Here is a 13,877-nt window from a genome sequence, read left to right as displayed (position 1 = left end):
ATGCTAAATTCTAACTATATAGAAGAGAACCAAATAGAAACCCTTCACTTTTTTTAAGTGAAGGGTTTCTATTTGTATATAAATATTACTAGAGTTACAGTTAAATTAGGGTTTGTTCGTCAAATTTTTATGGGTAAAGGATTTGACCAAGGAGATAATACTATTTCAACTAATTTAAAAGCAGTCGTTTCTGACAAAGTAAAGAAAGACGCATCTTTACGCTTATCAGAAATCATTACGAGAGGAGTATTAAAAAATGAACAAATATACTACAGATGTAGCTATTATTGGTTTCGGAAAAGCAGGGAAAACATTAGCAGGTGCTTTAGCTAAAAAAGGGCAATCCGTCATTATAATTGAAGAATCAACTGAAATGTATGGCGGAACCTGCATTAACGTTGGTTGCTTACCGACTAAATCGTTGACCCACAGCGCAAAAATCATTGAACAATTATCAGCGTTTGGGATTGAACGAACCGCTGAAACCAACAAGCGATTCTTCAAACAAGCGATGGATTACAAAACTGAATTAGTGACTAAATTGAACAAAAAAAATTACCATAAAGTTGCTGATTTAGACAATGCAACCGTATTGGACGGATTTGCTCACTTTAAAGATGATCATACACTATTAGTAGATACAGAAACTGAAACCTTACAAGTGACTGCTGCTAAGATCGTCATTGGTACTGGTTCGACTGCTTTTATTCCAGAAATCGAAAATAGTCAAAGCAGTCAGCATATTTACACAAGCGAAGAAATTTTAGAATTAACTGATTTGCCACAAAAATTAGGTATTATTGGAGCTGGTCCAATTGGGTTAGAGTTTGCTTCTTATTTTGCTGAATTCGGTTCTGAAGTAACGGTCTATCAATTTGATGATTCATTTTTGTCGCGTGAAGACACTGATGATGCAAAAGCTGTTTTGGATAGGTTAGAGGAATTAGGTGTAACCTTTGAATTTAATGCCCAAGCTAAAAGTGTTGAAGATACGAATACTGGCGTACGTCTAACAGTTGAACAAAATGGTGGAGTGAAAATGGCTGAATTAAACGAAATCCTAGTTGCTACTGGTCGTATTCCTAATACAAGTAAATTAGATGTTGAAAAGGCTAGTGTAGTACTTGGCGAACGTGGCGAAATTAAAGTCAACAAGAACCTACAATCTTCTGTTGAACACATTTGGGCAGTTGGCGACGTTAAAGGTGGTCCTCAATTCACTTATATTTCATTGGATGACTACCGCATTGTTTTACCTCAATTACTAGGCCAAGAATCTAACTACAATTTAGAAACGCGTCGTGTTTATCCGACAGCAACCTTTGTGGATCCGACATTTGCACGCGTAGGTTTAAATGAAAAAGAAGCAACTGAAGCTGGAAAAAATTATAAAGCGGCTAAAATGTCTGTTTCCTCTGTGCCAAAAGCTCAAGTATTGCGTGAAACAAGTGGCTTTTTAAAGGTCTTAGTTGAGGTAGAGACTGATTTTATCTTAGGTGCACGTTTCTTCAGTCATGAAGCCCATGAAATGATCAACTTGATTGCTTTAGCAATCAATGAAAATATATCCTATAAGAACTTACGTGATGGAATTTATACCCATCCTACTATGAGCGAGGCATTGAATGATTTGCTTGAAATGATTTAAGTAGTATAAAACGTTGGACTGCAAATTGATCAACGTTTTATTAGTTGTGCATCTAGCAAATCCTGAAAGGGGATAGATGAAAGAGGTCTTTCTGAATGAACGTAAGAAGGCACTTATAGCTTGCTAAGGTCAGGTATAGCTAAGACAGTTAAAGTTAATTTTTGCTAGGATCAACTTGTTCTTATAAGTATGAAACAAATGATTCTAAAAATAAGTAAAAAAGCAATTGACAAGTTAATCGTTCCAGTGTAAAGTATTATAAGTCGTCAGCAAACAATGCGGATGCGAAAACAGTGAATAAATATTCATTATATATATTTATTTTAAAAAAGTGTTGACATAAACACCTAACCAATGGTATTGTATATAGGTAGCGAGTTCCAATAATGTTTTTAGTTGATTGAATAAATATTCAAAAAATTAAAAAATAGTCAAATTAGTAGTTGACAAATAAAAAAGAACTTGTTATGATATAGAAGTTGCCAAAACAACGGCAGCGAACACAAATTAGACCTTTGAAAACTGAACAAAGCAAAACGAACCAAATGTGTAAGGTGGTTTAACCAAGGGTTAAATCAACAGAAACAAAGTGAAAGAAATTTCGCTAGCAAGTCAATTAATGAGCTTCAAGCATCATTAAAAGGGTGAAGTCCTAACGGACAAAGCCAACTTTTATGAGAGTTTGATCCTGGCTCAGGACGAACGCTGGCGGCATGCCTAATACATGCAAGTCGAACGCTTCTTTTCTACCGGGTGCTTGCACCCACCAGAGAAGAAGAGTGGCGGACGGGTGAGTAACACGTGGGTAACCTGCCCATAAGTGGGGGATAACAGCCGGAAACGGCTGCTAATACCGCATAATTCCAGTGATCTCCTGATCGTTGGATGAAAGGTGGCTTCGGCTACCGCTTATGGATGGACCCGCGGCGTATTAGCTAGTTGGTGAGGTAATGGCTCACCAAGGCAATGATACGTAGCCGACCTGAGAGGGTGATCGGCCACACTGGGACTGAGACACGGCCCAGACTCCTACGGGAGGCAGCAGTAGGGAATCTTCCGCAATGGACGAAAGTCTGACGGAGCAATGCCGCGTGAGTGAAGAAGGTTTTCGGATCGTAAAACTCTGTTGTTAGAGAAGAACAAGGATGAGAGTAACTGCTCATCCCCTGACGGTATCTAACCAGAAAGCCACGGCTAACTACGTGCCAGCAGCCGCGGTAATACGTAGGTGGCAAGCGTTGTCCGGATTTATTGGGCGTAAAGCGAGCGCAGGCGGTTCTTTAAGTCTGATGTGAAAGCCCCCAGCTCAACTGGGGAAGGTCATTGGAAACTGGGGAACTTGAGTGCAGAAGAGGAGAGTGGAATTCCACGTGTAGCGGTGAAATGCGTAGATATGTGGAGGAACACCAGTGGCGAAGGCGACTCTCTGGTCTGTAACTGACGCTGAGGCTCGAAAGCGTGGGGAGCAAACAGGATTAGATACCCTGGTAGTCCACGCCGTAAACGATGAGTGCTAAGTGTTGGGGGGTTTCCGCCCCTCAGTGCTGCAGCTAACGCATTAAGCACTCCGCCTGGGGAGTACGGCCGCAAGGCTGAAACTCAAAGGAATTGACGGGGACCCGCACAAGCGGTGGAGCATGTGGTTTAATTCGAAGCAACGCGAAGAACCTTACCAGGTCTTGACATCCTTTGACCACTCTAGAGATAGAGCTTTCCCTTCGGGGACAAAGTGACAGGTGGTGCATGGTTGTCGTCAGCTCGTGTCGTGAGATGTTGGGTTAAGTCCCGCAACGAGCGCAACCCTTATTACTAGTTGCCAGCATTCAGTTGGGCACTCTAGTGAGACTGCCGGTGATAAACCGGAGGAAGGTGGGGATGACGTCAAATCATCATGCCCCTTATGACCTGGGCTACACACGTGCTACAATGGATGGTACAACGAGTCGCAAGACCGCGAGGTCAAGCTAATCTCTTAAAGCCATTCTCAGTTCGGATTGCAGGCTGCAACTCGCCTGCATGAAGCCGGAATCGCTAGTAATCGCGGATCAGAACGCCGCGGTGAATACGTTCCCGGGTCTTGTACACACCGCCCGTCACACCACGAGAGTTTGTAACACCCGAAGTCGGTGAGGTAACCTGCAAAGGAGCCAGCCGCCTAAGGTGGGATAGATAATTGGGGTGAAGTCGTAACAAGGTAGCCGTATCGGAAGGTGCGGCTGGATCACCTCCTTTCTAAGGAATATTACGGAACCTCACACATACGTTTTGGCTTTGTTCAGTTTTGAGAGGTCTAATCTTCTCAATGCATCAAAAATGTTGTTCTTTGAAAACTGGATAGTGTTTAACAATTGTAACAAAGTAAGAAACCAAGTAAAAACCGCGTTTTATTTTTTTACGATTCGCATCAGTTGATGTTGGATCGCTATTAACAACGACCATAGGTTAAGTTAATAAGGGCGCACGGTGGATGCCTTGGCACTAGGAGCCGATGAAGGACGGGACTAACGCCGATATGCTTTGGGGAGCTGTAAGTAAGCTGTGATCCAGAGATTTCCGAATGGGGAAACCCAGCACCTTTGATAGGGTGTTACTGCTGACTGAATACATAGGTCAGTAGAGGTAGACGCAGAGAACTGAAACATCTAAGTACCTGCAGGAAGAGAAAGAAAATTCGATTCCCTGAGTAGCGGCGAGCGAAACGGGAAAAGCCCAAACCAGAAAGCTTGCTTTCTGGGGTTGTAGGACTGAACACATAGAGTCATAAATGAACGGTGTAAGAGAAGCGACCTGGAAAGGTCCGCCAAAGAGGGTAAAAGCCCCGTAACTGAAACTCCGTTCACTCTGATCAGTATCCTGAGTACGGCGGAACACGAGAAATTCCGTCGGAATCCGGGAGGACCATCTCCCAAGGCTAAATACTCCCTAGTGACCGATAGTGAACCAGTACCGTGAGGGAAAGGTGAAAAGAACCCCGGAAGGGGAGTGAAACAGCACCTGAAACCGTGTGCTTACAAGTAGTTAGAGCCCGTTAATGGGTGATAGCGTGCCTTTTGTAGAATGAACCGGCGAGTTACGATCCCATGCGAGGTTAAGTCGATGAGACGGAGCCGTAGCGAAAGCGAGTCTGAATAGGGCGAATGAGTATGTGGTCGTAGACCCGAAACCAAGTGATCTACCCATGTCCAGGTTGAAGGTGCGGTAATACGCACTGGAGGACCGAACCCACGTATGTTGAAAAATGCGGGGATGAGGTGTGGGTAGCGGAGAAATTCCAATCGAACTTGGAGATAGCTGGTTCTCTCCGAAATAGCTTTAGGGCTAGCCTCGGAATAAGAATCATGGAGGTAGAGCAACTGTTTGGACTAGGGGCCCTTCTCGGGTTACCGAATTCAGATAAACTCCGAATGCCATTGATTTATATCCGGGAGTCAGACTACGAGTGATAAGATCCGTAGTCGAGAGGGAAACAGCCCAGACCACCAGCTAAGGTCCCAAAGTTTATGTTAAGTGGAAAAGGATGTGGGGTTGCTTAGACAACTAGGATGTTGGCTCAGAAGCAGCCATCATTTAAAGAGTGCGTAATAGCTCACTAGTCGAGTGACCCTGCGCCGAAAATTTACCGGGGCTAAACATAACACCGAAGCTGTGGATAGAACTTAGGTTCTATGGTAGGAGAGCGTTCTAAGGGCGTCGAAGCTAGACCGTGAGGACTGGTGGAGCGCTTAGAAGTGAGAATGCCGGTATGAGTAGCGAAAGACGGGTGAGAATCCCGTCCACCGAATGACTAAGGTTTCCTGGGGAAGGCTCGTCCTCCCAGGGTTAGTCGGGACCTAAGTCGAGGCCGATAGGCGTAGACGATGGATAACAGGTTGAGATTCCTGTACCCGTTTGTTTTGTTTGAGCAATGGAGGGACACAGTAGGCTAAGGAATACGCACTGTTGGATATGTGCGTCCAAGCAACAAGTCTTGAAGCGAGTCAAATGCTTGCTTCTCTAAGGACAAGTTGTGATGGGGAGGGAAATTAAGTACCGAAGTTCCTGATGTCACACTGTCAAGAAAAGCTTCTAGTGAGAAACAAACGGCCCGTACCGCAAACCGACACAGGTAGTCGAGGAGAGAATCCTAAGGTGTGCGAGTGAACTCTCGTTAAGGAACTCGGCAAAATGACCCCGTAACTTCGGGAGAAGGGGTGCTGACCATTTGGTCAGCCGCAGTGAATAGGCCCAAGCAACTGTTTATCAAAAACACAGGTCTCTGCTAAATCGAAAGATGACGTATAGGGGCTGACGCCTGCCCGGTGCTGGAAGGTTAAGAGGATGGGTTAGCTCTCGAGCGAAGCTCAGAATTGAAGCCCCAGTAAACGGCGGCCGTAACTATAACGGTCCTAAGGTAGCGAAATTCCTTGTCGGGTAAGTTCCGACCCGCACGAAAGGCGTAATGATTTGGGCACTGTCTCAACGAGAGACTCGGTGAAATTATAGTACCTGTGAAGATGCAGGTTACCCGCGACAGGACGGAAAGACCCCATGGAGCTTTACTGCAGTTTGATATTGAGTGTTTGTACAGCTTGTACAGGATAGGTAGGAGCCGATGAAACCAGGACGCTAGTCTTGGTGGAGGCGTTGGTGGGATACTACCCTTGCTGTATGACCACTCTAACCCACAGCCATGATCTGGCTGGGAGACAGTGTCTGACGGGCAGTTTGACTGGGGCGGTCGCCTCCTAAAGAGTAACGGAGGCGCCCAAAGGTTCCCTCAGAATGGTTGGAAATCATTCGTAGAGTGTAAAGGCAGAAGGGAGCTTGACTGCGAGACCTACAAGTCGAGCAGGGACGAAAGTCGGGCTTAGTGATCCGGTGGTTCCGCATGGAAGGGCCATCGCTCAACGGATAAAAGCTACCCTGGGGATAACAGGCTTATCTCCCCCAAGAGTCCACATCGACGGGGAGGTTTGGCACCTCGATGTCGGCTCATCGCATCCTGGGGCTGTAGTCGGTCCCAAGGGTTGGGCTGTTCGCCCATTAAAGCGGTACGCGAGCTGGGTTCAGAACGTCGTGAGACAGTTCGGTCCCTATCCGTCGCGGGCGCAGGAAATTTGAGAGGAGCTGTCCTTAGTACGAGAGGACCGGGATGGACACACCGCTGGTGTACCAGTTGTTCTGCCAAGAGCATCGCTGGGTAGCTATGTGTGGACGGGATAAACGCTGAAAGCATCTAAGCGTGAAGCCCCCCTCAAGATGAGATTTCCCATCACGCAAGTGAGTAAGACCCCTGAGAGATGATCAGGTAGATAGGTTGGAAGTGGAAGTACAGCGATGTATGGAGCGGACCAATACTAATCGGTCGAGGACTTAACCAATTTTTTAAACGGTGTCTTGGTTTCGACACGATGTTGCAAGAGAAAAACACTATCCAGTTTTGAGAGAACACCGTTCTCTTGATGAACCAATGTGCGGTGGTGACGGCAAGAAGGTCACACCTGTTCCCATGCCGAACACAGCAGTTAAGCTTCTTAGCGCCGATGGTAGTGAAGGGTTTCCCTTTGTGAGAGTAGGACGCTGCCGCGCATTGATCATTATTCCGCAATAGCTCAGCTGGTAGAGCGCATGACTGTTAATCATGATGTCGCAGGTTCGAATCCTGCTTGCGGAGTCCATAGATTTCTATGAAAAAGAAACACAAAAGAGAGTGTCGAAGAACCAACTTGGAGAGTTGTCCGAGCGGCCGAAGGAGCATGATTGGAAATCATGTAGGCGGTGCACACTGTCTCAAGGGTTCGAATCCCTTACTCTCCGTTTCAAAATTGCGTTTCGGCCCGTTGGTCAAGTGGTTAAGACACCGCCCTTTCACGGCGGTATCACGGGTTCGAATCCCGTACGGGTCATGAGTCATTTAGGAGGTTTAGCTCAGCTGGGAGAGCATCTGCCTTACAAGCAGAGGGTCAGCGGTTCGATCCCGTTAACCTCCATTGAACAATTTTATAACGGTCTCGTGGTGTAGGGGTTAACATGTCTGCCTGTCACGCAGAAGATCGCGGGTTCGATTCCCGTCGAGACCGCCATTTTTTTAATACAAGCATTACGGAACCGAAAGGTTCGATTATGGCCTGGTAGCTCAGTTGGTAGAGCACTTGATTGAAGCTCAAGGTGTCGGCAGTTCGATTCTGTCCCAGGCCACCATTTTTTTCAACTGGAGGGGTAGCGAAGTGGCTAAACGCGGCGGACTGTAAATCCGCTCCTTCGGGTTCGGCAGTTCGAATCTGCCCCCCTCCACCATTTTTTTTTAAAACCCATCTAAACTGATAGGGATATAGTTTAAAGGTAGAACAATGGTCTCCAAAACCATTAGTGTGGGTTCAATTCCTACTATCCCTGCCATTTTTATATTTAACCTTTTACATTACGGCGATTGTGGCGAAGTGGTTAACGCACCGGATTGTGGTTCCGGCATACGTGGGTTCGATCCCCATCAGTCGCCTTTTTCATTTATGGGCTATAGCCAAGCGGTAAGGCAAGGGACTTTGACTCCCTTATGCGTTGGTTCGAATCCAGCTAGCCCAGTTTTTTAGAATAACCCAACACTCAATTTTAAAGATGGCGGTATAGCCAAGTGGTAAGGCAGAGGTCTGCAAAACCTTCATCACCGGTTCAAATCCGGTTACCGCCTTATCTAATGAATTGCCTGTTGTCAGCATCCTGCCGGCGTGGCGGAATTGGTAGACGCGCTGGACTCAAAATCCTGTGCCCGCGAGGGCGTGCCGGTTCGATTCCGGCCGCCGGTATCCTAAAGTCTCCAGCAGTCTTCGGACTGTTGGAGACTTTTTTTGGTGCGCCCGGCATGGGTGATAACTTGGTGGTGAAAGTCCACTACAGGCTTGGCAGTAGGAACTGTTAGCGAATAGGGTTCTACGTCAACTGACGTTGGTAAAGAATTTTAGTCCCTTATTTAATTAAAAAAACTTGAACACTTTTCATGGTAGGCGTTATGCTGCTATGAAAAGTGTTTTTTCGTTCTGTTTAATAGCCGCTGGTTTCATATTAAAATGCAGAAGAATACGGTTTTTATAGTTCACGAAGTTTCGGTAGCCGTAGGCCACACGGTTAAGAACTTTGATCTTATTGTTGATTCCTTCAATTTTTCCGTTTGAATACTTATAGGTAACGGTATTTTTTATGTGCTTCATATGTTTTTTCAATGTTTTGAGGCTCGTCTTCATTGGTTTTGAAATAAGTGGATAATCTTTTTCTAAAATCTTTACTAGCTCATCATAGTCATTCTCTTCAAGAGCCTTTAGAATCGTTTGATACACCTCATAAGTCTCTTTCAGAACGGTGTTGTAGCCCAACAGTTCGTCGACGATCGCTGATTCTAAGCGTAGACCAAATAAAGCATAATAAGTATAGGTTGTATAAGACAGTTCAGATTCTTTCTTTAAGATTTTTTTCCAAAACCGTTTTAATCGACGGTACTTTTTCATATCTTCTCCATTTGAGGTATGAAATTGATTCATAACCGTTATCCTTGTACGATTCAGTGAACGATTAATCAGCTGGACAATATGAAAACGATCAATAATGATCTTGGCGTTTGGAAAAAGAATGGGAATAAAATTGACGTAACCAGCGTTCATATCGACTGTAATGGTTTCTACTTTTTTTCTAGCCTTTAGGCTATACCGTGAAAGGAAATGGTCTTTTATCGTTCGACTGTCTCGAGAAGGCAAGATATCAATGATCGTTCCTTTTTCGGCATCAATGTATTCAAAAGCCATTGTGCTATTGGCATACTTAAACTCGTCAAACGAAAGATGTTTAGGAAGCCAGAAGTAATGCGGTTTGTAATTCTTAGCTTGCTCGTTAATAACGCGCTGCGTCGTTGCTGAAGAAACTCCCGTTTGACTAGAGATATCTTTTATAGATTGAGCCATAGACGATTTATCTAAAATTTGTGCTTTTACATGATTTGAAATAAAACAATTTTCTTTCAATAGAGGCGTTTTCGCAGTAAATGTAGCCTCGCATTCTTTGCACATGAATCGCTGCTTTTTAAGCAGTAAATAGGTGGGATGAATACCACTCATGGGTAAAGTAATGCGCGAGGTCTGTGTTCCGTTACAGTAGATGGTATACTGCTCGTTTGGTGTATGGCACTTCATACATTCCTGCGGAATGTAGGTCAATCGTCCTTTAATAAATTTACATTTTTTCCCTTTGAATTGACCGTATTCTACGCAATCCTCTTCAAAAACAATGTTTTTGTCTTGTATATCTAGTACTTTTCGCATATCATTTGATGTAGGCAAGTGAGTTCTCTCCTTTGAATGAGTTGTGGTGACTTTAATTCTACAGGAGAACTCACTTGTTTTCTATTTTCACGAAAAAAGACGTTAGTAAGTTTTCACTCACCAACGTCAAATATTGTACAACCGCGAATAGCAAGGGTGTCTTTCGCGAGAAAGAATCCGAAGGAAGCTGGACGCAAACACTCGCACTGACGAACAGAAATCTCATACAAGGCTGGATGGAGATGGACGAGCTTGCCAAACAAAGCGAAGTCCGATACTGCACGAGTCTCCTACAGTAAATGAGGCAGTGACATGAGTGGAAGGTTATCACTCTTACCCGGGGAGGTCTCACTAGCGGTAAATACCGTAGTAACAACGAATAGTGAGAAGTCAGCAGACGCCATAGTAGGAGAACACAGTTCTCTGAAGGGCAGAACAATAATAATCTTGGAATAAACAAGGAGGTGGATGTAGCTCACGACTACAGAAAACATCGTGGTATAGACCGAAAGATGGCTACTCTTGGAGGGATAAGTTGGAAACGAAAGAGTACAAGAGAGTGTAGAGAGCTACAGTAACGATATGATGAAACAAGATGGTATCTCATTAATCAATCAAATCGCTAATTCAGATAATTTAAAGTCAGCCAGCAAGAAAGTGTATCAAAATAAAGGAGCTGCCGGTATCGATGGAGTGACCGTTCATGAATTGGACGCTCACTTAATAAAATATGGTCAGCAAATGATAGAGAAGATGAGAGCAGGAACTTACCAACCACAACCTGTTAAGCGGGTTTCTATCCCTAAGGATAATGGTGGCATAAGAAACTTGGGAATTCCTGTGGTGCGAGATCGAGTGGTGCAACAAGCTATTCTACAAGTGATTGAACCCATCATTGACCCTTCCTTTTCGACATACAGTTATGGTTTTAGGAAAGGCAGGAACGCTCATCAAGCGATTAAACAGGCAGAACAATATGTATCCGAAGGATACAAAACGATTGTCGACTTTGATTTGCGTAACTATTTTGATACAGTTCATCATCAAAAGTTGATGAATTACCTCAACTACTATATCCAAGATAAAATAGTGTTGCGGTTAATATGGAATTTTCTTAAAGCTGGAATTATGGACGGCAATGTCTTTATTGAGAATTATAAAGGAACCCCTCAAGGTGGAGTTATCTCTCCACTACTCGCTAATGTCTATTTAAATCAACTAGATAGAGAATTAGAGAAGCGAGGACACCGGTTTGTACGTTATGCGGACGACTTTTGTATCTATGTGAAAACACCTAGAGCAGGAGAACGAGTTTTAAAAAGCGTGACGACCTTTATAGAGGGAAACCTCCGGTTGGAGATTAATACGGAAAAAAGTAAAGTGACTACTCCAGCTAAAGCTAAGTTTCTAGGTTTCACTATCTGGAAAACACAGGGAAAGTCAGAAGCCGCCCATCTAAGGCGGCTAAACTCAAGTTCCGTAACCGACTGAGAAAACTAACGAGCCGAAAACGTCCTGGTACATTCAAACAAATTATAAAAGAAATTAACCTCTATACACAAGGCTGGATTAATTATTATGGAATTGGAGATATGAAAAGCTTTATCAAGAGCGTTGCTCATTGGCTAAATCATCGATTGAGACAACTATGTTGGAAACGATGGAACAAAGTATCGACTAAATTTCGTATGTTAAGAAAGTATGGAATAGAGAAAGAAGAAGCATGGAAGGTGGCTAATACGAGAAAAGGGTATTGGCGTATGACCCGTACCCACACACTTCACCGAGCGATTACGAAGAAAAAGCTGGTAAATTGGGGTCTAAAAGACCTAAACCAACTTTTCCAGCAGAGATACTTAAGTTATTGAACCGCCGTATACCGAACGGTACGTACGGTGGTGTGAGAGGTCGGAGCCGTAAGGCTCCTCCTACTCGATTCGTTTTGATCCGGTTATTATTGTAGAGCAAACACAAGCGCTATCGAAAGACCGTAGGGCGTTGAGAAGAAAGACTTTAAAAGATATAAAAAAGGATTCGTTGTTTTAATGTACTTTTTTATTGCAATTTTTTGATGTTGTTTGCTATGATAAGAACGAGTAATGAAAGCGCTTCAACCGATACCGCTCTAATTGTTGAATCTAAAGAAAGGAGGAAATCGGCTTTTTCTTATTACCAGTTAGCTTTATTGCTGTTGCGGCTTTTTTTGAAGAGACAACTACTAATGAAATAAGGAGAGGATCGCATGTCAACCAGAGAAACGTTTCAAAAGTCAGAAATTAGAAAAGATAATCCCTTTTTTTCCCCTTTACGAGCAGTAATCGAGACCTCTATGTACGGCAACAATGTGAAAAATGTAACGAGTCTAGATGAAGCATACGAATTAGCGCTTGATGCGCCAGGTACCATCGTAACGGACTTATCAGTAAAATATACGGAAAAATTGGATTTGCCTAAAGATGCAAAAGTTTTAGTCGAAAACGGAGGAGCAGTGGTTGGGAGAACGGCAGCTGCCCGAAGAATCGTAGGGAATAATAAAGATGAAGACGCTAAGTTAGCTGTAATCGTAAGAGAGGCTGTTTACCAGGGGTCTTTGAAAAAACGTTATAAAACAGCTGCTTATGTAGGGTTAGATTCAGAATTCATGGTGAAGGCCCATCTTTCAGTGCCAGAAGGTCAAGAAAACAATTTATATTCTTGGCTGTTAAACTTTCAAGTAACAAACGATTTATACAATAAAATGTATGCCGCTTCTCGTGAAATTGAAGCTGGGGACATTTTTATTTATTCTGATCCTAACTGGCAGCATCCTGATTATCCTCTCGGTTTAGCCTATTTTGATACGGACCACAATGCAGCTATTATTCTGGGCATGAATTATTTCGGCGAACTGAAAAAAGCTACATTGACTTTAGCATGGGGCACAGCTCATCGGATGGGATATGCTTCTTGTCATGGAGGCCAAAAGAAATTCACATTAGCGGATGGAACAAATTATGTTTCGGCTTTCTTTGGATTATCTGGCTCTGGAAAATCTACATTGACACATGCTAAACACAACCATAAATACCAAATTGAAGTCTTACATGATGATGCTTTCATTATTTCTTTAACCGATGGGTCTTCCATTGCTCTGGAACCGGCTTACTTTGACAAAACACAAGATTACCCTTCAGATCATGAAGAAGTCGACTATTTTGTTACAGTCCAAAATGTGGCCGTCACGTTAGATGAAAATGGAGAAAAAGTTCTGCTGACGGAGGATTTACGTAATGGAAATGGGCGTACAGTTAAATCGCGTTATTCTACTCCTAACCGTGTTGACCGGATTGATGAGCCCATTGACGCTATTTATTGGATTATGAAAGATGAAAGTTTGCCGCCCGTTATTAAAGTAGAAGATCCTATTTTAGCAGCGAGCTTTGGAGCGACATTGGCTACTAAACGTTCATCAGCTGAGCGGTTAAAAGAAGGAGTAGACATGGATAAATTAGTAATTGTCCCTTATGCAAATCCTTTCCGTGTTTATCCATTGGCAGAAGACTATCAACAATTTAAACAGCTTTTTGAAGAGCGAGAAATAGAGTGTTATATTTTGAATACCGGCTTTTTCTTAGATAAAAAAATTACTCCTGCTGTGACACTGAAAAGCATTGAGTCGATTGTTGATGGAACTGCAGAATTTGAGTCTTTTGGCGGAAATGAGCAGATGAGTTATTTAAAAGTAGCAGGTTATGAGCCGGATTTCATGGATGAAGCCTATAAACAATTGGTTTTTGATCGCATGCAAATGCGCGTAGAACACATACAAGAAAAAAACGCAGCAGATGGAATGGATGTTTTACCTGATGAAGCATTGAAAACGTTGGAAAAAATTATTAATCGCTGATCAGACTGTTTCAATTGCTCAGAAGTTATCAAGTATGACATGAAAACGAAATAAATTG

Annotated in this window: 5 protein-coding genes, 12 tRNA genes and 3 rRNA genes; 19 read left to right on the top strand and 1 reads right to left on the bottom strand. The window is 43.4% G+C overall.

Features of this window, described 5'->3' with window-relative positions:
- The first annotated feature begins 256 nt into the window (after nt 1-256).
- The 16 genes from NY10_RS03560 to NY10_RS03485 all read left to right on the top strand — a co-directional run bounded on the left by NY10_RS03560 (nt 257) and on the right by NY10_RS03485 (nt 8,430).
- A complete protein-coding gene (locus NY10_RS03560) occupies nt 257-1,648 on the top strand; it encodes a dihydrolipoyl dehydrogenase family protein (RefSeq protein ID WP_058918685.1) in 1,392 nt (463 codons plus the stop codon).
- Between the two features lie 670 nt (nt 1,649-2,318).
- A 16S ribosomal RNA gene (locus NY10_RS03555) occupies nt 2,319-3,880 on the top strand.
- Nucleotides 3,881-4,088: 208 nt separating this feature from the next.
- Nucleotides 4,089-7,008 (top strand): 23S ribosomal RNA (locus NY10_RS03550).
- A 92-nt stretch (nt 7,009-7,100) separates the two neighbouring features.
- A 5S ribosomal RNA gene (gene rrf / locus NY10_RS03545) occupies nt 7,101-7,216 on the top strand.
- The 16S, 23S and 5S rRNA genes sit together here with 12 tRNA genes alongside, the layout of an rRNA operon.
- A 12-nt stretch (nt 7,217-7,228) precedes the next feature.
- Nucleotides 7,229-7,301: transfer RNA gene (locus NY10_RS03540), tRNA-Asn, on the top strand.
- Nucleotides 7,302-7,355: 54 nt separating this feature from the next.
- Nucleotides 7,356-7,444, top strand: a tRNA-Ser gene (locus tag NY10_RS03535).
- Nucleotides 7,445-7,461: 17 nt separating this feature from the next.
- Nucleotides 7,462-7,533 (top strand) — tRNA-Glu (locus NY10_RS03530).
- An 11-nt stretch (nt 7,534-7,544) separates the two neighbouring features.
- A tRNA-Val gene (locus tag NY10_RS03525) sits at nt 7,545-7,617 on the top strand.
- Nucleotides 7,618-7,634: 17 nt separating this feature from the next.
- Nucleotides 7,635-7,710 (top strand) — tRNA-Asp (locus NY10_RS03520).
- Nucleotides 7,711-7,752: 42 nt separating this feature from the next.
- Nucleotides 7,753-7,828, top strand: a tRNA-Phe gene (locus NY10_RS03515).
- Between the two features lie 12 nt (nt 7,829-7,840).
- A tRNA-Tyr gene (locus tag NY10_RS03510) sits at nt 7,841-7,924 on the top strand.
- A gap of 28 nt (nt 7,925-7,952) precedes the next feature.
- Nucleotides 7,953-8,026: transfer RNA gene (locus NY10_RS03505), tRNA-Trp, on the top strand.
- Between the two features lie 27 nt (nt 8,027-8,053).
- A tRNA-His gene (locus NY10_RS03500) sits at nt 8,054-8,126 on the top strand.
- 11 nt (nt 8,127-8,137) lie between these two features.
- Nucleotides 8,138-8,209, top strand: a tRNA-Gln gene (locus tag NY10_RS03495).
- A gap of 35 nt (nt 8,210-8,244) precedes the next feature.
- Nucleotides 8,245-8,315, top strand: a tRNA-Cys gene (locus NY10_RS03490).
- 31 nt (nt 8,316-8,346) lie between these two features.
- Nucleotides 8,347-8,430 (top strand) — tRNA-Leu (locus NY10_RS03485).
- Between the two features lie 201 nt (nt 8,431-8,631).
- Here the strand turns inward: NY10_RS03485 and NY10_RS03480 are convergent.
- Entirely contained in the window at nt 8,632-9,951 is a 1,320-nt protein-coding gene (locus tag NY10_RS03480; RefSeq protein WP_156413258.1) for an ISL3 family transposase, read from the bottom strand.
- Between the two features lie 564 nt (nt 9,952-10,515).
- Between NY10_RS03480 and ltrA the strand changes: the two genes are divergently transcribed.
- The 3 genes from ltrA (at nt 10,516) to NY10_RS03465 (ending at nt 13,819) form a co-directional block, all read left to right on the top strand.
- Nucleotides 10,516-11,424 carry a group II intron reverse transcriptase/maturase gene (gene ltrA / locus NY10_RS03470; protein WP_231726762.1) on the top strand — a complete coding sequence of 303 codons (909 nt, stop codon included), beginning with the start codon at nt 10,516-10,518 and terminating at the stop codon, nt 11,422-11,424.
- Nucleotides 11,355-11,801 carry a group II intron maturase-specific domain-containing protein gene (locus tag NY10_RS12755; protein ID WP_335338711.1) on the top strand — a complete coding sequence of 149 codons (447 nt, stop codon included), beginning with the start codon at nt 11,355-11,357 and terminating at the stop codon, nt 11,799-11,801. The genes ltrA and NY10_RS12755 overlap by 70 nt, the downstream gene beginning before the upstream one ends.
- Before the next feature lie 374 nt (nt 11,802-12,175).
- Nucleotides 12,176-13,819: a phosphoenolpyruvate carboxykinase (ATP) gene (locus NY10_RS03465; protein WP_058918683.1), complete on the top strand. Its 1,644-nt coding sequence runs from the start codon at nt 12,176-12,178 to the stop codon at nt 13,817-13,819.
- Nucleotides 13,820-13,877: the final 58 nt, after the last annotated feature.

The organism is Carnobacterium sp. CP1 (assembly GCF_001483965.1).
Classification (GTDB): Bacteria; Bacillota; Bacilli; order Lactobacillales; family Carnobacteriaceae; genus Carnobacterium_A; species Carnobacterium_A antarcticum.
Note: the sequence above shows the minus strand (reverse complement) of the source record. Positions and strands in the feature narration are given on the sequence as shown.